Genomic DNA, 21,319 nt, shown 5'->3' on the forward strand with positions numbered 1-21,319 from the left:
CGCTTGGCTGACGTATTATGTGCTCAGCCTGCACAGTGCGGTTTACAAATTTTCACTTTCCCATCTAGCCAGTTTAGCTTGAGTAGCGGCATCAACATTAGGTTTATTTTCGCCTATCCACCAGCGCTCCATAATGCGAACATTTTTTTGGTTCGCTTTGTAAAACACGTCTGCGATATCGCCGATGAAGGGAATGAAGCCCAAGCCAAAATCGATGGCCGAGTTTTTCACCATTTGCGCCACCAGTGCTTTGGGCATACCCAGAGACTTGCCTAGCCAAACGATGCGAAGTGAAACAAACAGCATAATCGCGTCACCCGCCCCCGGGATAAGACCGACAATGGAATCCAAACCTATTCTAATAGGAATAAATGGGAGCTTTATCGCTGTATCGAGTAAGTTTGCTAACTTTTGCGCTTTGAGTAATGCTTTTGGTGCTTTCATATCCACGTTAATATATCCTTTTAACCTTAATGCCTAAACCCTATGGCGTTTGTGTATTGGTGGGACGGTAAAAAGCGTGAGCCCACCTTTTCTTGGAAGCTTGAGCCCACCGCGTGAGCAATGAAGGACGCTATTTTTCTGCCCCTAGCGCTCTTGCTAACCCTGCGCGAAGACCATTATCAGACTCTACTGTCCAGCCTTGTAAATTTTCTTGCACTATGTCGAAAAGCACATCGATGTGTTCTTTGTCGCTGTTTAGCGCGGCAATGTATTCATAACGCTCTCCACCCGCTTCCATAAAGTATTCGCGGTTCTCTTCGCCAATTTCCTCGATAGTTTCAAGACAGTCTGCCGAGAAGCCAGGGCACATAACTTGAATCGATTTAACGCCCTTTTCAGGCAAAGATTTCAGGGTCTCATCTGTATACGGCTTCAACCACTCTTCTCGACCAAAACGAGATTGAAACGTTGTCATGTATTCGTCATGAGAAAGCCCAAGCTTTTCAGCAAGTAGACGTGATGTTTTGTGACATTCGCAGTGATACGGGTCACCGTTCATCAAATAGCGCTTAGGAATACCGTGATAAGACAGAATTAGCTTATCTGCTCTTCCATGGGTTTCCCAGTGGGCTTTTACTTTGTTGGCAAGCGCAGTAATGAAGTTATCGCGGTCGTGATAGTGATTCACAAAACGAAATTCAGGGAGCCAACGGCGCGAGGTAAAATCTTTGGCAATGGCATCAAAGGTTGAACCTGTTGTCGATGCACTATACTGCGGATAGAGCGGCAGGACCACAAGCTTACGTACGCCTTTGGCAAGCATTGCTTCAATGGTGTCTCCCACCGCTGGCTTACCATAACGCATGGCGAAATCGACAATAACATCATCACCGTATTTGGCTTTGCAACGTTCTGCTATAGCACTCGCCTGAGCTTTAGTGATAGCCATTAGCGGCGAACCTTCTTCGGTCCAAACGGTTGAATAGGCCTCTGCTGAACGCTTAGGACGAATATTTAAAATAATGCCGTTTAGGATAAACCACCAAATCGCCTTTGGCACTTCAACAACACGAGGATCAGAAAGAAACTCTTTTAAGTAGGGACGTAACGCCTGTTTAGTTGGTGCTTGCGGTGTTCCTAAATTTGTAACTAGCACTCCGATTTTGTCAGCTTGCCCGTGGGTGAAACCGTTATTCGACTTATATTTCATGTATTCATAGTCCGAGAAGTACTGCGCGGTATCCGTATTATACTGAATTAACGTAGATTATGATCTTTGATAACATCAAAAATATGCGATTAGGTTAATAGCTTTTGGATATTAAAAAAGCGGTACATGCTCAGAAGAATTATTCATAAACATTTACCGCTTCTGGTCGCTACCGAATAAACCGTAAAGCGAGGAGTCTGACTATTTGCTTAAGGCTGATAATAAGTCGCCGCGCCTGGGCCCACAGGCATACCTAGCAAGAACACCCAGATGTAAAAGAGTAGGGTCCAGCCTACGATAAAGACCATCGAATACGGCAACATCATTGCGATAAGCGTCCCCATACCCAAGTCTTTTTTATACCTTGCAGCCATGGCCAAGATAAGACCGAAATAACTCATCATAGGCGCAATGACATTGGTAACCGAATCACCTATACGGTACGCCGCTTGAATAACTTCCGGCGAATAGCCAATCAACATCAGCATTGGTACGAATATAGGTGCGGTAACAGCCCACTGAGCAGAAGCACTGCCTAGGGAAAGGTTAACCACACCACACATCAAGATAAACAGAACAAACACCGCTGGGCCGTCTAATCCCGCTGCTTGCAACAACGCAGCACCTTTAACCGCTAACACTGTGCCCAGGTTTGTCCATTTGAAGAACGCAACAAACTGCGCAGCAAAAAACACTAGCGTAATGTATAGGCCCATGGCTCCCATGCTCTTTGACATGGCATCGATGACGTCTTTATCATTTTTCATCGATTTTGTGACTTTACCGTACACGAAACCGGGAATAGCGAAAGTAATAAAGATGAACGCAACAATTCCTTTAAGAAATGGAGAGCCTGCTACTTCGCCGGTTTCAGGATGGCGTAAAATGCCGTTTTCTGGCACTACGGTCAACGCCAATATGGCGCATACAACAACAAATGAAATACCGGCCCAACGTAAACCTTTCTTTTCTATGTCAGTCGGCGCATCCATCGTTTGTTTGCCTAAGTCTATTGATGCTTCGCTTGGGTCGTACTTTCCTAAACGAGGCTCAACGATCTTTTCCGTTACCAATGCGCCCATGGTTGCTACCACGAAGGTACTAATAAACATGAAATACCAGTTCACTTCCGGACCAACCATATAGTCCGGGTCAATCATATGCGCTGCTGCTTCGGTGATCCCCGAAAGAAGTGGGTCGACAGTGCCAAGCAATAGATTGGCACTGTAGCCAGCAGAGACCCCAGCAAACGCTGCAGCAAGACCCGCAAGCGGATGGCGCCCAAGGGAATGGAAAATCATAGCAGCCAAGGGAATAAGAACCACATAGCCGAGCTCTGAAGCCGTGTTTGAAATAATGCCCGCGAACACGATTGCAAACGTCACGGCTCGCTTTGATGCATTCATCACCAGAGCACGCATGGCAGCTGATAACAGGCCAGAGTGTTCAGCAACAGATACACCAAGAAGCGCAACAAGTACGGTACCTAGCGGCGCAAAGCCAGTAAAGTTTGTTACAAAACCAGTGACGATACGCTGAAGCCCTTCTGCGCTCATAAGCGATATCACTTCAATCATACCGTCTGCTTCGCGACCTTTAGCACCAACAGGGCGTGGGTCGGCAACAGCAATATCGAAAAAGCCTAGGATTCCGCTTAACACCACGATAAAGAGTGAAAGTAGCGCAAATAACGTTACCGGATGGGGGAGAAGGTTGCCTAACCATTCTACCGTAGCGAGAAATCGAGAAAATAACCCGCCCTGTCCGCCGTTTTTATCGGCAGACGCTGAATTCGTGTTTTCCGTTGTCAAAATCTTCCCTCTGTCGTTTATTGACGTCTACCACATTAAGATTAGTGCTGGGAAGGCACTAACTTTATACAGAAATAGTGACGCGTTTTAATTGTAGTCGGGCAGTATTTTACCCGATTTAGTGAAAATTTGGCAGTGGTGAGGGAAAATGAGAGGTTAATGCCTTGTACAGCTTTCTTGCGGGACATATGAAAAACTAAATAAAGCTTTCATTTCATCCACTTAATTTGCTCCTTGGTCAAAGAAAAAAGCCAGTCTCATAGACTGGCTTTTTTGAACGAACGGAGGAAAGGTTAATTTCCTTTTGACTGATTCATATACTTAAAGAAATCACTATCAGGCGCAATCACCATGACATCTTGCTTACTATTGAAGCTCTTTCTATAAGCATCCATGCTGCGCAAGAAGCTGTAGAAGTCTGCATTCTTTGAATACGCTTCAGCATATATCTGCGCCGCAATTGCATCACCTTCACCGCGAAGCTGTCGAGCGTTACGCTCGGCATCAGCAAGCATTACCGTCACTTTCGCATCAATATTAGCTTTGATGACTTCAGCCTGTTCCTGACCTTCTGAACGGTGCTCGCGAGCAACGGCCGCACGCTCTGCGCGCATACGCTGGAAGATGGAGTTACTGACTTCAGTAGGCAAATTAATCTGCTTTACACGTACATCAACAATCTCAATACCCAGTTCATCAGACGATGTTGAAGCTTGTTCCATCGCTTGATTCATAAGTGCAGAGCGCTCACCAGAAACAATTTGTGCAATAGTACGCGTACCGAACTCTGAACGAAGGCCGTTATTAACTTTTTGCTTTAATAACGCTTCGGCCTGCAGCTTATTACCACCTGTTGAAAGGTAGTAGCGTGCAAAATCGTCAATGCGCCACTTCACATAAGAATCAACGATAAGGTCTTTTTTCTCGCTGGTAACGAAACGATCGGGTGAACCGTCAAGAGTTTGAATTCGCGCATCAAGTACACGCACTGAGTCGATAAACGGGAGTTTAAAATGAAGACCCGGTTCAAAGACTTTTGTATCGCCCGTGGCATCGTCTCTTTGCACTTTACCAAACTGGATAACAATAGCGCGCTCACCTTCTTTAACTGCAAACAGAGAGCCTGATGCCAGTAAGACAAGAAGAACAAATACTGCAATTAATAAATTCTTCATTATGCTTATCTCCCCTCTCTCAAGCTGTCACCACGAAGACCTGAACTCGGCGAGCTGTTTCGGCTGCGACCGTTTGCATCGGTTACCGGTGCCTGTAAGCCTTCTAATGTGCTGCGTGAACGTTCTTTAGATGTAGACTGTTGACGATCCATGATTTTATCTAGCGGCAAGTACATCATGTTGTTACCGCCCTTGCTGTCTACCATGATCTTACTCGTGCTGCTTAACACTTCTTCCATCGTCTCTATATAGATACGTTCGCGTGTTACTTGCGGCGCCTGCTCATACTGAGGTAGCAACTCTTTGAATCGTGCAACTTCACCCTGTGCTTCCAACGTCACCTGCTCTTTATAAGCTTGGGCTTCTTCATTCATTCGATTAACTTGACCACGGGCACGGGGTTCAATCTCTCTCGCGTACGCTTCTGCTTCACGAATAAAACGTTGCTCGTCTTCCTGCGCGGCAATTGCGTCATCGAAAGCATCTTTTACCTGCTCCGGTGGACGGGCATCACGGAAGTTCATATCGATAATCGACACACCCATGTTGTAAGGCTCGATAATCGCTTGAAGCTCTTCCCATACTCGCTGACGAGTGACTTCACGACCATCGGTAAGCACATCATCCATTTTTGAATGACCTACGACGTAGCGAATTGCACTATCTAGTGATTGGCTAAGGCTTTGTTCTGGGCTTTCCACTGCGAACGTCCAACGAAATGGATCAACTACGCGGAATTGCATCTCCATTTGAACGCTGACTACGTTTTCGTCTTCTGTCAGCATAGAGCCAGATGATGATTGATCGCGAATTGACTGAACGTCGACCGGGATCACAGTATCAACAAACGTTGGCGCCCAACGAAGGCCCGGCTCAACCTGCTGGTAATACTCACCAAATCGCAGTACTACACCACGCTCTGCTTCGCGAATAGTGTAAAACCCGCTGATAAACCAGATCACAACGAGCAAACCTACTAGAATACCCGCACCGATGCCGCCAAGGCTTTTACCCGAGCCACCACCGTTACCACCTGACTTTCCAAACTTACCGAATAAGTTTTTAAATACGTCGTCTAGATCGGGGGGACCTTGTTCTTTCCCCCCGCGATTTTTCCACGGGTCGTTATTATTGCCACCCGGCTCATTCCAAGCCATGCTGATACTCCATAGATTACTGTTATATTTTTGAATTCTTTATGCGCAACGCAGTGACTCGCACTGACTAGTGTCGCACAACATACTCTGATATTCCGTTTTCCAGACGCTTTTCCAACCTGTTCCAGTCAGCCGCGGGCATTCGTACATCCACTACCCAGTCTCCCTGACTGTCATATTCTTCACTAGATATGCAGTTTAGTTCATATAGTACACCGCGCAATCGACTTTGTGCGGGCGGAATTTTCAATGTGTAATTAACCATGCTTTTACCCAAACACTCGGTTAAAGCCTGGCTTAATAATTCCGTCCCTTCACCGGTCTGTGCAGAAAGCCACACTCGAACGGGCACGCCCTCGTCGTTTCTTTCTATACGGGGATTCACGTCGTCTAGTTTATCAATCTTATTACAGATTAGTAATTGTTGAATTTCTCCCGCTTCAATTTCTTCAAGCACCTTATTAACCTCATCCATGGTTTCGCGATATTTTGCATCAGCAACATCGACAACATGGAGTAGCAAGTCAGCTTCTTGAGTTTCTTGAAGCGTAGCTTTGAACGCAGCGACAAGGTCATGGGGAAGATGGCGAATGAAACCCACCGTGTCCGCTAGGATGGCAGGACCAACATCTTTCAACTCGATTTTACGCAAAGTGGGATCTAGCGTTGCAAACAACTGATCAGCAGCGTAGACGTGAGAGTCAGTAATGGTGTTAAACAAGGTAGATTTACCCGCGTTCGTATAGCCAACTAAGGATACCGTAGGAATTTCTGCTCGTTTACGAGATCGGCGACCCTGCTCTCGTTGTTTTTGCACTTTTTCCAAACGACGAAGAATGGCTTTAATACGACCGCGGAGTAAACGACGGTCCGTCTCTAACTGTGTCTCACCCGGACCGCGAAGACCTATACCACCTTTTTGACGCTCAAGGTGAGTCCATCCTCGAATAAGACGCGTTGAGATGTGTCTCAACTGAGCTAGTTCAACCTGAAGCTTACCCTCGTGGGTTCTCGCGCGTTGCGCAAAGATATCGAGAATAAGCCCCGTTCTGTCTAACACGCGGCATTTACACACAGCCTCTAAATTTCGCTCCTGAGAAGGAGAAAGAGCGTGATTGAAAATAACAACGTTGGCATCATGTGCCTTAACCGCTGCTGCTATTTCCTCTACCTTACCTGAACCGACAAAATATTTTGCAAGAGGCGCTGTACGTGAAGTTGTAATAACTTCAGCCGCATTCACCCCTGCTGAAGACACAAGTAATTCAAGCTCACTTAAGTCTTCTTTTGAGTCTTCGTCGGAAAAATTTACATGAACAAGTACAGCCTGTTCACCGGCTTCATAACGGTCAAACAAGCGCGTTACCTTTTAAATTATTCACCTTTAGTATTTTCAGAATCTCCTGCGCTAGGCATTGTTATAGCGCGTGCTGGAACAACAGTAGAAATTGCGTGCTTATAAACCATTTGGCTTACTGTGTTCTTCAGTAAAATAACGAACTGGTCGAATGATTCAACCTGTCCCTGAAGTTTAATGCCATTTACCAAATAAATTGATACTGGAATACGTTCCTTACGCAAAGCGTTCAAGAATGGGTCTTGTAAAGATTGCCCTTTAGCCATTTGATATCCTTAGTTTTTATTATTCGTGATAGAAATTTCACTACCACTGCACGTCTAATGTATACCACACTCAACCACTTAAAGTGTGACTTTCGCTGTAATTTTAGTCAAATTATCGTTAGCAAATGTGTCAAGCCAAGTCACCTGCTCCCAGCCCCTCAACCACGTGAGTTGGCGCTTGGCGAGCTGTCTCGTAGCAATTATGCCTTTTTCACGCATATCGGCATAACTCAACTGGCCATCTAGGTACTGCCACATCTGTCTATACCCTACTGAACGTATAGAAGGCAATGCTTCATGTAGATCACTACGTTCATAGAGTTTTAATACTTCTTTCTCGAACCCCTGTTCTAACATCATGTCAAAGCGCGTTGCGATACGCGAGTGCAACACTGCGCGTTCCGCGGGCGCTATGGCAAATTGTGCAATATCATAAGGGCACTTTTCACCCTCTTGCTGTTGCCAATATGTCAAGGTTTTGCCAGTAGTTCTAAACACTTCCAGTGCACGGGTTATCCGCTGTGGGTCGTTAGGGTGAATTCTCTCACCACTAATTGGATCTACACCACACAATTCGTCGTGTAATTTAGACCACCCCAAGCGTTGCGCCTGCCTTGTTATTTCGTCACGAACATTCTCATTTGACTTAGGTAGTGGCGAAATTCCATTTATCAAGGCATTAAAGTACATCATTGTACCGCCAGCCAAAATTGGCACCTTACCTCGCGCTAAAATATCTCCAATAAGTGCGTTGGTATCCCTCACAAATTGCGAAACAGAATACGTTTCTACTGGGTCAATAATATCAATGAGATGATGAGCAACACCCGCTCTTTCTTCGAGCGTTGGCTTTGCCGTGCCAATATCCATTCCCTTATAAACTAAGGCAGAATCGACGCTGATCACCTCGCTGTCGACGTGCGCAGCAATTTCAAGTGCCAAACCTGTTTTACCTGACGCCGTAGGACCCATGATAGCAATTACGGGTAATGCAGAATTTATGCCATTGGACACTTTATTCTCCCCATACATCTAGCACTTGTTTTAACGGGCGCACTTTAGCAAATTGCTCAATAATTTCCCATTGTTTAACTTCGCTTTGCTCATCCAACCAGTACCACACCTGATTCTGCATATCTTCATCAAGTACATAGGCGGGTAAAACAAGCGATGTGATTGCTCTATCCAACGCGTCACAATTCTCGTCAGGTATTGTCATTAATAAATGTTCGAACCATTTGAGCCAAGGCAAATGCCGGGTACCGGCAGGTACCTGTTGCAATCGATATTTTCCCGCGACCTTGTTAACTTCAAAGTGCGATGCGTTTAGAAGCGCAAGAAGTCGCTCGCTGACGTTATCAAGTGACACGGCAACGGGCATAAGTAAAGGCTGACTATGTTCTGCCTTTAAAAATAGCTCGCTCAGCCAGATACTGACAACATTAGTTGCCGAAAGCAGGAAAATTTCTTCATATCTCGGGTACATTCGTTGAAGTGAAGAGAGATTTACACTCTCAAGAGGCGTTCGGGCGTCGTCGACGCTTTTAATATTGTCGCTATTTGGCGTCATCAGTGCATTATAGCTAGATTGATATGCTGCACTTGGTCCCCGACTTTGACGATGACTAGGGCCACTCATTTTGCTATTCCCCCCCACTTTCGCCGCACCGAATGATGGCTGGCCGTGCGTGGTTGACGGGGAATTCAAAAATTCACCTTGTGAAGACGGTTGAGAGGGATAAGAGGCTGACTCACCAAAGGCGCGAGGGCCACCTTCGGCATGTGTTTGCAGTGGCCTTATGTAATCGTGAGCTACGTCGGTAGACATGAACCCGCCGCTTGACACGGTTTGGCTTTTTGAATCAGGTTGAGGCAGGTCGCCGGTGATTGCGTGTAATGCATCCCCTACCGTTTTGGAGATAAAATCATGCACTAAGCGGCCTTGCTGAAATCTCACTTCGTGCTTAGCGGGATGAACATTAACATCTACGTCTTTAGGATCAACGGTGAGATATACCACAAAACTTGGCTGCTCTATCACGCCCCACACCGTTTCATAAGCCTGACGAATAGCATGCATGATAAGTTTATCACGCATACCTCTCCCGTTGACAAAGCTAAACTGGCAATCGTTGCTACTGCGAAGCATAGCCTCGTTACCTAACCAAGCATCGATGTGAAGTCCTTCATACTCGGCGCCAACATGAACGGCATTTTGAATAAACTTTCGACCCACAACGGCAGCAATTCGGTTAGCTAAGCTTCCGTCTCTGTCAGCCATGAATCGTCTTGCGACCTTATCATTGTGTTTTAGGATAAAAGACACCTCAGGATGGCTTAGCGCAATGCGCTTTATCACGTCTTCTATGTGCTGAAATTCTGTTTTTTCCGTACGCAAAAACTTACGCCTTGCCGGCGTGTTGTAAAATAAATCAGCTACATCAATAGTCGTTCCAACTGGGTGGGCCGCTGGCTGTATATTCACTGCCATCTCTCTACCCTCACAGTAAGCCTGCCACGCCTCGGTTTGTGATTCAGTTCGCGAGGTCAATGTTAATCGGCTCACAGAACTGATACTGGCCAACGCCTCACCACGAAAGCCAAGAGATAAAATCTGCTCTAAATCGTCAAGGGTTGTAATTTTGCTGGTTGCATGGCGACTTAACGCCAACTGCAATTCACTTTTGACAATCCCCGAACCGTTGTCTTTTATTCGAATTCGCTTGTGGCCGCCTTTCTCAATATCCACTTCAATTTTTGTCGCCCCTGCATCAAGACTATTTTCCAACAGTTCTTTAACTACAGAAGCAGGGCGCTCTACCACTTCGCCTGCGGCAATTTGGTTGGCTAGTTGGGGAGATAAAAGCTGTATAGGCAAAGGACTACCCTATGAAATAGTTATTGAATGAGAAGCGATTTATGCGCAACGCCAGAAAAAAAGCGGAATGACTTTAAAAAGTGTGTGCTGCGCTACGTTCTCGGAATATTTAATACTTGTCCGACTCGAACAATATCGCTTGAAAGGTCATTTGCAGCTTTTATGCTGCTCACTTTAACATTATAACGCTGCGCCAGTAACGATAATGACTCACCGCTTCTTACCCTATGGGTACGATTGTACTCTCTTTCTTGAGCCCACAGTGTACCATCAGGAGGAACTTGCTTGAAGTAACGCTTAGTTGCATTGAACATCGCAGTAGCTAAACGTTCGCGATATTTAGACCAGTTTAAGTTCTTTTCTTCCTGCGGGTTAGAAATGAAACCAACTTCAACCAGAATGGATGGAATATCAGGCGCGGTTAAAACCGCAAAGCTCGCAGCTTGAGGTTTCCTCTTGTGAAGACTGGTTACCTGCTTTAATTCCTCAACAACTTTGTTACCCAAATCATGACTGGTTGCCATACTATGATCCATAGAAAGGCCCAGTATGGTTTCCGTTAAGTAACGCTCGCTTGATTTATCATTAATCACCTCGGCTGCGCCACCCAACAACTCGGAATGACGCTCGGATTTCTCCAACCATCGGCCTAACTCCGTATCAGCCCTGCGCATAGAAAGTACCCAAACAGAACCGCCTCGTGGTTGTGGCTGGCTAAAGGCATCGGCGTGAATAGAAATAAGCAGGTCCGCTTTTTTCTCTCTTGCGATTTCAGGGCGGCGGTTAGGCGATATATAGTAGTCATCGCTGCGTGTCATGATGGCTCGCATTCCGCGCTCTTTGTTTATCATGCTTTCAAGTTTTTTAGCTATGCTTAGCGTTATATGCTTTTCAAACGTGCCCGCAGGCCCTACAGAACCTGGGTCGTGCCCGCCGTGCCCTGCATCTATCGCGACAATAATGTCTCTATCGCGAACACTCGTTGAATCGTCAAGCACTACGGAACTTGCTGATGCAGATGCTGTTAACGTTGCAGCGCTTCGAGGCTCACTGTCTGGTAAGTCTACAACTAGCCTATGACCATAGGTGCCCTCTGGCGGCATAGCAAATAGAGAAGGTGTCGTATTTCTGTTTAGCTCAACAACAACCCTTGCAGACGATTTGTTCTTCGGTGTGGAATAACGCAGCTTGTTGATAAGGTTACCGCTGTTTTCAATACCCGAGAGCTTAAATGCATCGTTCGTGTCGTTGAGATCAATAACTAAACGAAGAGGGTTTTTGAGCGTGAAATAGGTAAACTCAGGTGCCGTCTTCATGTCAAAGACTACACGGGTATCGTCCGGCGACGGCCATATCCTTACTCCGTCGATATTATTTTGCGCGCCATGAGCAAACTGCACCACAAGACACAAAAGTAATACCGAAACTATACTACGCACCATAATTAGCCTTCGTATTGTTGTTATGCAGCCCTCGTAAACCTCGGAGCGACTATACTTTCTATTTGTTTCACTTGTAGCGCATATTAAACGCGCTTACATTGTTGAAGCAATTTAGCACCATGCGAACTTTTCGCTTCCAAGCTGAACTGTCTGCCCGATGGTGTAATATTTATACTAATCACTAAGTCGGGAGATGCCAAGTGTTCACCACCTTTTTCAGACCATTCAATAAGCGCAATAGCGCCTGAGCCAAAATAATCCCTGATTCCCATAAATTCGAGCTCTTCGGGATCGGCAAGGCGATACAGATCAAAGTGATAAATATTGACGTTGTCCAACTCATAAGGTTCAACCAATGTATAGGTTGGACTTTTAACGCTACCTGAATGGCCCAAAGACTGAATAAAATAACGACTGAAGGTTGTTTTCCCTGCGCCTAAATCACCGTTAAGATAGATAACAGCATCGGTAGGTAACTGACTTGAAACGGCTTGCGCCAAGTCCTTAGCAAGGTGCGCGGTATCATCCAATTCATTAGCAAAAAAAGAGGTATGCGGGTAAGACATCACAATATTCCACAGTAATCTAAGGCCGAGTAACACAGCAGATGCCTGCCCGAATAGAGCAAACCACGCCAATTAGTGGTTTATGAGTGCACGTACTGCATCAAACAAATCGCTTGCTATCATACCACGTTGACCATAGCGTTGGGCAATATCATCTCCGGCCTTTGCGTGAAGTACGACGCCATATTTTGCCGCGATGTCAGTGTCTACACCCTGGGCAAGCAGTGCGCCTAAAATTCCGCTTAAAACGTCGCCACTTCCTGCCGTGGCCATACCTGGATTACCATGACGACAAACCCAGGTTTTCTTTTCATTGTCGATTAGCGTGCCTGCCCCTTTAAGCACACAGACTGCGTGATATCGCTGAGAGCACTGTCTCGCGTAGTTAAATCGGTCGCTTTCTACATCGTCAATCGACACACCTAGTAGTCGTGCTGCCTCACCTGAATGAGGAGTGAGAATACTGTCTGACAGCGTAAATGCTGTTGATTGCTTACAAAGCAAGTTTAGCGCATCAGCGTCGATGACCACGGGCTTGTTTTGATGTTGACAATGCTTCAGTGTTATTTCAAACACATCTTCCGCCCATTCATCTTGCCCGAGACCAGGGCCTATCACTACGCACGTTGCCCACGCTAGAGCATCGTCCAAGTTGAAGTCGGTTACCATTAGTTCAGGCCTACCTGCACTAACCTGAATTACTGAAGACTCATGAGTATAAACCCGCACCATACCTGCACCGCTTCTAAGCGCCGCTTCACTTGCTAAACGAATAGCGCCCGCCGTTCCGCGGTTGCCTCCGATGCATAACAATCGGCCATATGTGCCTTTATGACTGTTAATTTCACGAGGCCCCATTCCCTTAAAGTGGTCGATATTGAGCATAGTGGCACACGCTTTCGCAAGCCCCTGAAAAGCTTTTCCAATGCCTAAATCAGCGTAAACCAACTTGCCACAAGACTGCTTTCCAGCACCCGTCACAAGGCCAGGTTTTATCCCTACAAATGTGACCGTAATATCGGCCTGCACACAGCGGCCAAGGCTTTGCCCGGTATTGGCATCTAGACCAGAAGGTACATCCACGCTCACCACAGGCGTTGATGATTCATTTACCGCATCAATAATATTAGCAAACTCATTTCGTATATAACTGTTAATGCCCGTTCCCAACAGGGCATCAATGACAACATCCGCTTTTTTCAGCCATGCAGCATCAAAATCATTAATACTTCCACCTGAATCAAGCCAACGTTGCTGCGCCTTTCCTGCATCGCCCTCTAACGTTCTTTGTGGTTCGACCGCACATAAATGAACTTGTTTACCCGCCAACTTGGCGTTAACAGCAGCGATGTAACCATCGCCAGCGTTATTCCCCTGACCAACTAGCACTAAATAGACATCAGAGTTTGGCATTAGCTCTAAACACTGCTTGAACACCACGTCACCCGCTCGCTGCATCAGGGTAAACATATCGCAACCTGATTCAGCTGCCGCTTGCGCCTCATTTTCCCTAACCTGATCGGCCCGAAATAATTTGTGTGATAAACTTGACGTTAATTGAGTATCTAGCATGAGCAAATGTCCGAAATTAGTTCTATCGACCTCGTTGAATTAACAAACAATATCAAGGCTTGGGGAGCAGCGCTAGGCTTTCAGCAAGTCGGCATCAGCGATATTGATCTAAATCAGCACGAGTCCCATTTGCAAGCATGGTTAGACAATGGGTATCACGGCGACATGACCTACATGGAAAACCATGGGATGAAGCGCGCCCGGCCGAGCGAGCTAGTGCCTGGCACCTTGCGCGTAATTAGTGTTCGTATGAACTATTTGCCTCCGGATGCATCATTTGCCAAGCACCTCAAAAATAGAGAGATAGGGTACATAAGTCGCTACGCGTTAGGGCGCGACTATCACAAGGTATTGCGTAAGCGTTTAAAGCAGCTGGGTGACAAAATTACCGCATCACTCAAGCATACTCAGTACCGTCCGTTTGTAGATTCCGCGCCAGTATTAGAACATGCTATCGCTGAAAAAGCAGGCATAGGTTGGACAGGAAAACATAGTTTAACGCTTAATAAAGAGGCGGGTTCTTGGTTCTTTTTAGGCGAGCTTTTTATCAACCTTCCCCTACCTGTTGACGCTCCTGTTGAAGAAAACTGCGGTAATTGCACTGCTTGCTTAACGATATGTCCGACTAATGCGATTGTTGCCCCATATACGGTAGATGCTCGCCGCTGCATTTCATATCTCACTATAGAATCGGACAAAGACATACCGGAAGAATTAAGGCCCATGATGGGCAATCGAATCTATGGCTGCGATGACTGTCAACTGGTTTGCCCTTGGAATCGCTATGCCAACGTGACCAATGAAGAAGACTTCCATCCTAGAGAAGTCCTCCACGGACAAAGTTTACATACCCTCTTTAGCTGGTCTGAAGAAACATTTTTATCTAATACAGAGGGCTCGCCAATAAGGCGAATAGGCTATGAAAAGTGGCAGCGCAATATTGCCGTGGCACTTGGAAACGCACCATACAACAGTGAAGTCATCGCGCTTTTACACGAGAGGCGGGGTACAGTAAGCAATTTGGTAGACCGTCATATTGATTGGGCACTTGAACAGCAGCAGCGTAAAAAAAGCGCATTGGAGAGTCAAAATAGGCAGCAGCATCGATTAATACGCGTTATAGAAAAAGGTTTGCCCCGCGACGCTTGATGCAAAAATACGCGAAAACCGTCTTTCCCCTGTTAACCCGCTGACGCCACCTTTTGATTTAATTCAGCCTGTATGCCCTTGTCGAATTCTTCTTTAGTGCCCGGCAAATATTCGGCGGCGAATGACACATTGAGCTTTACACCACGCTGTGCGAGTTGAGTGGCAATGACTGGGGGGCCGAAGTGCCACCACGGTTCTCTCTCAAGCGCATCAATAACAGAAGAAAGCTCTGCTTCAGAGCCGTCGTATTCACCCACTAGCTCGCACAATCCGTTTTCACATTTAACAGAGCTCAAGACAAAGCGCTCGTTGTTTGGAGGGAGCGAGAAAAATGTAGCAAGCGACCCCTCAGTCTCAGAATAGAAGTTATCTGACGCAGTTGGGCTTAAGCCATCTGCACCCTCACCAGAACGTGTATTAATTTGCGTTGATTCCGTGGCAGGAACACTACTGCGTTGAACACCCTCCTGCCCGTTGCCGGAAACCAATTTCGTTGCTGGTTTCATGACTTTAAGCTCGCTTGTTTCAGTGGCGCGAGAACGGTCTAACACCGAGGTTAGTCGTTCTTTCTCGGCGTTTGATTCGCTGAGTTGGTGTTGATAACTGAAGACCTTATAACCCGCTATTAATGCAAATAATATCAGCCCCACAAGCCACGTTTTCATTAAACAACCTTTATTGAAGTATGCTTACTTGTGATATTGCTTACTGAATTTATGCACTGCATCAACGAACACGCCGGCATTTTCAGGTGGAACGTCTAGGTGGATACCGTGACCTAGATTAAACACATGGCCACTACCTTCACCGTAACCTTCTAAAATTGACGCTACTTCCTGCTCAATTCGCTGCGGCTGCGCATAGAGCATCGACGGGTCCATGTTCCCCTGAAGCGCAACTTTATCGCCTATTCGCGCTCGCGCTTCTTTAATATCGATGGTCCAATCTAGGCCAACGGCATCACAGCCAGTCGCAGCGATAGATTCCAACCACATTCCGCCATTCTTCGTGAACAATGTAACCGGCACTTTTCGACCTTCATTTTCACGAGTTAGGCCGCTAACAATTCGTTCCATGTACTGCAACGAGAATTCTTTGTAGTCGCGAGGTGATAACACACCGCCCCAGGTGTCAAAGACCATAACCGACTGAGCACCCGCTGCAATTTGTGCATTTAGGTATTCCGTTACTGAGTCGGCTAATTTTTCCAACAGCGCATGAAGGATTGCTGGCTCAGCAAACGCCATTTTCTTTATTTTCGTGAAGGCTTTACTTGAACCACCTTCGATCATGTAAGTGGCAAGGGTCCAAGGGCTTCCAGAAAAGCCTATTAAAGGAACTTCACCTTTAAGCTCACGTCGAATTGTGCGAACGGCATTCATGACGTATTGCAATTCACCTTCTGGATCAGGAAGGCCAATTTTGTCAACGTCAGCTTTGCACGTGATAGGATTTTTGAAACGAGGACCTTCACCCGTTTCGAAATAAAGACCTAGCCCCATCGCATCAGGGATGGTCAAAATATCTGAAAACAGAATAGCTGCGTCCAACGGAAAACGACGCAAGGGTTGAAGCGTGACTTCACAGGCGAGCTCTGCGTTTTTACAAAGTGACATAAAGTCGCCAGCTACTGCGCGCGTTGCTTTGTACTCTGGTAGGTAGCGTCCCGCTTGTCGCATCATCCATACAGGTGTGACATCTACCGGCTGCTTAAGTAACGCACGCAAATAACGATCGTTCTTTAACGCGGGCTTATCAACACTGGGGAAATTTTGCGACATATAACTCACCTAAATAACAGAAGATAATTGAGCGCGAAAGTATACCAGCATTCTTTATGAGGTGCGCTAAAACCTGAGCTAAAAAATCGACGTTTAAACGACAATCTTATTGAAAAAGCCATACTGTCGATTATTAAAGACGAACAAACCTTGAAAAAATAACTTGCGCTAACAAAAAGGGTTTGTTATCAATATAGGCGTTAAAGAGAAGAAGCCCTCAAATGGGACCGTGCTAAACTTATTGGAACCCTGCCTCGGCAGGGTTTTTTATTTGTTGCCGATTAGAGACACTGTTTCAGCGATAAGCTGCCCTGCAATTGACACTTTCGGTGGAATAGTTGGAAGGTTATCAATGTCAAACCACTGTGCATCGTCTATTTCGTTCTCTTGGCAGCGAATTTCTCCCGCATCATATTCCGCAATAAACCCCACCATAAGTGAATGAGGAAATGGCCAAGGTTGGCTATTATAGTATCTTAAGTTTTTAACTTTTACCCCTACCTCTTCAAACACCTCTCGGTGCACCGCTTGCTCAAGACTTTCTCCACTTTCAACAAAGCCAGCTAAGGTCGAGTACATGTTAGCATCCCTATGGCGAACGCCCTTAGCTAGGAGCACTTTTTCGTTATTGTGAATTGCCACTATGATACAAGGAGATACTCGCGGGTAACTTCGATGTTGGCAGCGATGGCAATGCACAGCCATTTCCCAATCTACGCGCTCTGCTTTAGAGCCGCATTGGCCGCAAAATTGATGGGTCCGCAAAAAATGGATGTATTGCCAAGCCCTTCCGATAACCGAAAAAGCAATATCATATTCAGCAAAAAGGAGTTGTCTTAAGGACACGCGCTCCCAACCTGGCTCTTCAATATGCTCTGCCCCCAAATCAACCACAAATACTGGCAGATCGCGCTGTGCGGTTTCGTTTAGAGGAGGTAGTTGATGAATATCATTGATATATGGCGCTAAAAATGAGACTTCATTCAAATAAGCGACAGGAATAGACGCTGACGACTCTTTAATAACTAATTTTTCTCGACTGAATACCACCCACATGGCTTGTTGGGTTGTAAGTATTGTCTCGTCTAACTTAACCATCATTGCACATCACCTCTGTCTTATCATTTCGAATAGTACACTATTACTCGACACTAGTAATCGTAACGCCGACGTTTAAATCGGAACTTTTTCTGGCAAAATTTGTGTCGCAAGAGCACGGTGTTATACTGGTCATATTGTCGCTAAATGAGTAGCACACCAATATGTTGCAACAATTAGAAAGCGCTAAGTCCAAATGGGGTGGTAAGAGTCATGTGATCGACCGGTGGTTGATGGACAGACAAGCATTGTTAGTTTCTTTTTGTGAACTAGCGGGTATTAACAAGAACAGTGAGTGCCTACCCGATGCCGACGAAATAGCTAGTTTTTGCAGTGCACTACTCGATTACTTATCTGCAGGACACTTTGAGATCTTCGATATTTTGGTGGAAAACGACAAAGAAGGTCTTGATTTGAGAGACAAGCTATACCCTGAATTGTCAAAAACTACTGACGCAGCTCTCGCATTTAATGATACGTTTGCACAATCAGTAACGCTTGAGCAGGCCGCTGATTTAGACTCAGCGTTAGCGTCGCTCGGTGAAACATTAGAAGAGCGTTTCATGTTGGAAGATGAGTTGATATCTCACGTACACACAAACCAACGTGATCCAGAACTAACGCTTTAATATAACAATGAAAGTCGAGTTTACGGTTATCATCAATGAACAAAACCACACTTATTCATAAAGCACGGGCGTATTGCGAGCAGCGCGGCGCTAGATTTACACCGCTACGGGAAAAGGTGTATGAAATTCTTGTGTCAAAGCACGGGCCTATGGGCGCCTATGAGCTCCTCGACTCTTTGAAGGAAACAGAGTCGAGCGCTAAACCTGCTACCGTCTATCGCGCTCTCGACTTCCTTCTTGATTTTGGATTAATACACCGTTTGGAGTCTACAAACGCGTTCGTTGCCTGCTATCACTTTGGTTGTAATCACCCCGTTCAATTTTTAATCTGCGATAGCTGCGGCGATGTCGCTGAGATACAGTCAGAGGGGCTAAAAGACACCCTTGATAGTCAAGCTCAGCAACATGGTTTTAAAGTATCGAAACAAACTATAGAGGCTCATGGATTATGTGCCGATTGTCAAAAAACGGAAGCGCAGTCTGACTTGGAGAGTGTAAATGAATGCTGATTTTGTTAACCCGTTTATTGCAGGGCTTCTCAATGTGCTTGAAACGATGGCACAGACAAAACTAACGCCTGGAAAACCGAAGCGTAAACAAAATGACATCGCAAAGGGAGATGTTTCAGGGCTTATCGGTATGGTGGGGCCTGAAGTCAGAGGTTCGATGTCTATCACTTTTGAAGAGTCTCTGGCACTTACCATTATGGAAAGGATGGTAGGCGAGCGTCCTGAGAAACTTGATGCTGAAGTGGGTGATATGGTTGGTGAAGTGACCAACATGATTTGCGGTAATGCAAAGCGCGATCTCGCTGAACGGGGTTATGAATTTGGAATGGCAACCCCGATTGTCGTTTCCGGAAAGCAACACACAATAAGCCACCAAGTAGACGGCGCAAAAATCATCCTTCCTTTTATGTGTGATGAAGGCTTGGCATATTTGGAAATTTGTTTTGACAAATAATTTCTGGCAGTCTGAAAAAATTACACTCGACAGTTATCCAAGGGGCTTTCATCTGATTACACCTCACGTGGAAGCAGCCTTACCCAGTATCCGCCAAGTTGAAGTAGGCCTGTTACATTTATTCCTCCAGCACACCAGCGCAAGTTTAACTATTAACGAAAATGCTGACCCGACAGTACGTCAAGATATGGAAGCATTCTTCAACCATAGTGTAAAAGAAGAACTTTCTTTTTTCAGGCATACTTATGAAGGTAAAGATGATATGCCTGCACACTTAAAATCGAGTATACTAGGCTGTCAACTTATTATTCCTGTCCAACAAGGTAAGCTTGCACTTGGCACGTGGCAGGGTATCATGCTTGGTGAACACCGAGATCATGGTGGAAGACGAACAATTATTGCCACATTACAAGGGATCGCAGCCTAACCCATATTATAAATGGCATAGTTTGTGCTTGAAAAAATCACTAAGCACAACACACAATTATCATAAATCGATAATCACTCAACGTTAAACAGGATGTGACTATGAAACAACACTTTAAAATGGCAGCGCTATCTCTTGCTGTGCTTTCTTCAACCAGTGCATTTGCTCAAGATTCTTCTGAACCTGAATATAAAAGTTGGTTTGGCCTATCTGGCATGTACTACAACACTGACGATTCTCGTCCACTAGACCTTACTGAAGGCGGTGTATACGATGATGGTCGTGGCGTAGCTTTAGAATATGGTTTTCGTTTTACCCAAAGTTGGGCGGCGCGCGTTGAATTCACCGCGTTGAACTTAGATTATGTTGGCAACGACGATGAAAGCGGCGAAATGGTTGGTGTTGACGCACTTTACTTCATGCCTAACGATGCATGGTTCGTATTCGGTGGTGTTAAACGCCAGGCAGTGGGCGAGTCAACTACACTAGGTAACATCGGTGTTGGTAAACACTGGGACCTTCATGAAAGCGTTAAGCTAGTTACTGAAATCGCGGCGTACCACGACTTCGGCGAAGACTACAACGACTACAGCATCAAAGTAGGTATTGCTGTTCCGTTTGGTAAATCTACTCCATCTGCCCCTAAAGACAGCGACAATGACGGCGTTGTTGATAGCAAAGATCAGTGCCCAATGACACCAGCAGGTGTTCGTGTTGATGCAACTGGCTGTAGCGTAGACAACGATAACGACGGCGTACTAAACAGCGTAGACCAGTGCCCTAACACACCTGCAGGCACTAAAGTAGACGCTACTGGCTGTGCAATCAAAGATGCTGACAATGACGGCGTTGTTGATAGCAAAGACATGTGCCCTGATACACCAGCTGGCGTAAAAGTTGATGCTAAAGGCTGTACAGTATTTGATGAAGAGACAGTAGAAATTACGCTACGCGTACTTTTCGACAACGAAAGTGCTGTTGTTAAAATGCCAAAAGATCCAGAAATCTCAGAATTTGCTGAGTTCATGAAGCAGTATCCTTCAACAACTGCGGTAGTAGAAGGTCATACATCTGCGCCAGGTACTGAAGCATATAACATGGACCTTTCTAAGCGTCGTGCTGCTAACTTCAAAGAAGTAATGGTAGACATGTACGGTATCGAATCATCTCGTCTAGAGACAATCGGTTACGGCGAAACACAGCTTCTAGACGAAGGTAACAACGCAGAAGCACACCGTGTTAACCGTCGCATTTCAGTGACAGTTAAAGACACAGTGAAAGTAGCTGAAGAGAAATAATTCATTCTATATGAATTGAGGAAGGCGCCGAACGGCGCCTTTTTTGTCTGCAATATTTCGTGCCTGGTAATAATAGACGAGCAAGCCTTGACCCCT

General features: G+C 45.8%; 21 protein-coding genes. 6 read left to right on the forward strand and 15 right to left on the reverse strand.

Going from position 1 to position 21,319, the window contains the following annotated elements; genetic code table 11:
- Window positions 1-42: 42 nt before the first annotated feature.
- The 12 genes from JC525_RS14285 to JC525_RS14340 all read right to left on the reverse strand — a co-directional run bounded on the left by JC525_RS14285 (window position 43) and on the right by JC525_RS14340 (window position 13,878).
- Window positions 43-450: a DUF4112 domain-containing protein gene (locus JC525_RS14285; protein ID WP_198816417.1), complete on the reverse strand. Its 408-nt coding sequence runs from the start codon at window positions 448-450 to the stop codon at window positions 43-45.
- A gap of 124 nt (window positions 451-574) precedes the next feature.
- Window positions 575-1,654 carry a ferrochelatase gene (gene hemH, locus JC525_RS14290; RefSeq protein WP_198816418.1) on the reverse strand — a complete coding sequence of 360 codons (1,080 nt, stop codon included), beginning with the start codon at window positions 1,652-1,654 and terminating at the stop codon, window positions 575-577.
- A gap of 209 nt (window positions 1,655-1,863) precedes the next feature.
- Window positions 1,864-3,465 (reverse strand): AbgT family transporter, encoded by a 1,602-nt coding sequence (locus JC525_RS14295; protein WP_198816419.1) that lies wholly within the window; start codon window positions 3,463-3,465, stop codon window positions 1,864-1,866.
- A 293-nt stretch (window positions 3,466-3,758) separates the two neighbouring features.
- Window positions 3,759-4,640: a protease modulator HflC gene (gene hflC, locus JC525_RS14300; RefSeq protein ID WP_198816420.1), complete on the reverse strand. Its 882-nt coding sequence runs from the start codon at window positions 4,638-4,640 to the stop codon at window positions 3,759-3,761.
- A gap of 5 nt (window positions 4,641-4,645) precedes the next feature.
- On the reverse strand, window positions 4,646-5,797 hold the full coding sequence (gene hflK / locus JC525_RS14305) for an FtsH protease activity modulator HflK (RefSeq protein ID WP_198816421.1): 1,152 nt from the start codon (window positions 5,795-5,797) through the stop codon (window positions 4,646-4,648).
- A gap of 67 nt (window positions 5,798-5,864) precedes the next feature.
- On the reverse strand, window positions 5,865-7,154 hold the full coding sequence (gene hflX / locus JC525_RS14310; RefSeq protein WP_198816422.1) for a ribosome rescue GTPase HflX: 1,290 nt from the start codon (window positions 7,152-7,154) through the stop codon (window positions 5,865-5,867).
- 17 nt (window positions 7,155-7,171) lie between these two features.
- The gene (gene hfq, locus JC525_RS14315) at window positions 7,172-7,420 is read right to left on the reverse strand and encodes an RNA chaperone Hfq (protein WP_014951092.1); all 249 of its coding nucleotides are present in this window, start codon (window positions 7,418-7,420) and stop codon (window positions 7,172-7,174) included.
- 78 nt (window positions 7,421-7,498) lie between these two features.
- Entirely contained in the window at window positions 7,499-8,392 is an 894-nt protein-coding gene (miaA, locus tag JC525_RS14320; RefSeq protein WP_233095215.1) for a tRNA (adenosine(37)-N6)-dimethylallyltransferase MiaA, read from the reverse strand.
- Window positions 8,393-8,435: 43 nt separating this feature from the next.
- Window positions 8,436-10,298: a DNA mismatch repair endonuclease MutL gene (gene mutL / locus JC525_RS14325; RefSeq protein ID WP_198816424.1), complete on the reverse strand. Its 1,863-nt coding sequence runs from the start codon at window positions 10,296-10,298 to the stop codon at window positions 8,436-8,438.
- A 92-nt stretch (window positions 10,299-10,390) separates the two neighbouring features.
- Window positions 10,391-11,740 carry an N-acetylmuramoyl-L-alanine amidase gene (locus JC525_RS14330; RefSeq protein WP_198816425.1) on the reverse strand — a complete coding sequence of 450 codons (1,350 nt, stop codon included), beginning with the start codon at window positions 11,738-11,740 and terminating at the stop codon, window positions 10,391-10,393.
- A gap of 83 nt (window positions 11,741-11,823) precedes the next feature.
- Complete coding sequence (gene tsaE / locus JC525_RS14335; protein WP_198816426.1) at window positions 11,824-12,306, reverse strand: tRNA (adenosine(37)-N6)-threonylcarbamoyltransferase complex ATPase subunit type 1 TsaE; 483 nt, start codon at window positions 12,304-12,306, stop codon at window positions 11,824-11,826.
- Between the two features lie 72 nt (window positions 12,307-12,378).
- Entirely contained in the window at window positions 12,379-13,878 is a 1,500-nt protein-coding gene (locus tag JC525_RS14340) for an NAD(P)H-hydrate dehydratase (protein ID WP_198816427.1), read from the reverse strand.
- A gap of 6 nt (window positions 13,879-13,884) precedes the next feature.
- On the opposite strand from JC525_RS14340, the gene queG reads away from it, so the two are divergent.
- The gene (gene queG / locus JC525_RS14345; protein ID WP_198816428.1) at window positions 13,885-15,027 is read left to right on the forward strand and encodes a tRNA epoxyqueuosine(34) reductase QueG; all 1,143 of its coding nucleotides are present in this window, start codon (window positions 13,885-13,887) and stop codon (window positions 15,025-15,027) included.
- Window positions 15,028-15,059: 32 nt separating this feature from the next.
- On the opposite strand, the gene JC525_RS14350 is transcribed toward queG, so the two are convergent.
- The 3 genes from JC525_RS14350 to nudC all read right to left on the reverse strand — a co-directional run bounded on the left by JC525_RS14350 (window position 15,060) and on the right by nudC (window position 17,909).
- The gene (locus JC525_RS14350) at window positions 15,060-15,692 is read right to left on the reverse strand and encodes a hypothetical protein (protein WP_198816429.1); all 633 of its coding nucleotides are present in this window, start codon (window positions 15,690-15,692) and stop codon (window positions 15,060-15,062) included.
- Window positions 15,693-15,716: 24 nt separating this feature from the next.
- Entirely contained in the window at window positions 15,717-16,808 is a 1,092-nt protein-coding gene (hemE, locus tag JC525_RS14355) for a uroporphyrinogen decarboxylase (RefSeq protein WP_198816430.1), read from the reverse strand.
- A 267-nt stretch (window positions 16,809-17,075) separates the two neighbouring features.
- Window positions 17,076-17,909, reverse strand: a complete 834-nt coding sequence (gene nudC / locus JC525_RS14360; RefSeq protein ID WP_198816431.1) for an NAD(+) diphosphatase — start codon at window positions 17,907-17,909, stop codon at window positions 17,076-17,078.
- Window positions 17,910-18,070: 161 nt separating this feature from the next.
- On the opposite strand from nudC, the gene rsd reads away from it, so the two are divergent.
- The 5 genes from rsd (at window position 18,071) to JC525_RS14385 (ending at window position 21,223) form a co-directional block, all read left to right on the forward strand.
- Window positions 18,071-18,535: a sigma D regulator gene (rsd, locus tag JC525_RS14365; protein WP_198816432.1), complete on the forward strand. Its 465-nt coding sequence runs from the start codon at window positions 18,071-18,073 to the stop codon at window positions 18,533-18,535.
- A gap of 35 nt (window positions 18,536-18,570) precedes the next feature.
- Window positions 18,571-19,044, forward strand: a complete 474-nt coding sequence (locus JC525_RS14370; RefSeq protein ID WP_105932637.1) for a transcriptional repressor — start codon at window positions 18,571-18,573, stop codon at window positions 19,042-19,044.
- Window positions 19,034-19,498 carry a chemotaxis protein CheX gene (locus tag JC525_RS14375; RefSeq protein WP_198816433.1) on the forward strand — a complete coding sequence of 155 codons (465 nt, stop codon included), beginning with the start codon at window positions 19,034-19,036 and terminating at the stop codon, window positions 19,496-19,498. The genes JC525_RS14370 and JC525_RS14375 overlap by 11 nt, the downstream gene beginning before the upstream one ends.
- On the forward strand, window positions 19,488-19,925 hold the full coding sequence (locus JC525_RS14380) for a secondary thiamine-phosphate synthase enzyme YjbQ (protein WP_198816434.1): 438 nt from the start codon (window positions 19,488-19,490) through the stop codon (window positions 19,923-19,925). The genes JC525_RS14375 and JC525_RS14380 overlap by 11 nt, the downstream gene beginning before the upstream one ends.
- A 101-nt stretch (window positions 19,926-20,026) precedes the next feature.
- On the forward strand, window positions 20,027-21,223 hold the full coding sequence (locus JC525_RS14385; protein WP_198816435.1) for an OmpA family protein: 1,197 nt from the start codon (window positions 20,027-20,029) through the stop codon (window positions 21,221-21,223).
- The last annotated feature ends 96 nt before the right edge of the window (window positions 21,224-21,319 follow it).

The organism is Alteromonas sp. IB21 (assembly GCF_016405965.1).
Lineage (GTDB): Bacteria > Pseudomonadota > Gammaproteobacteria > Enterobacterales > Alteromonadaceae > Alteromonas.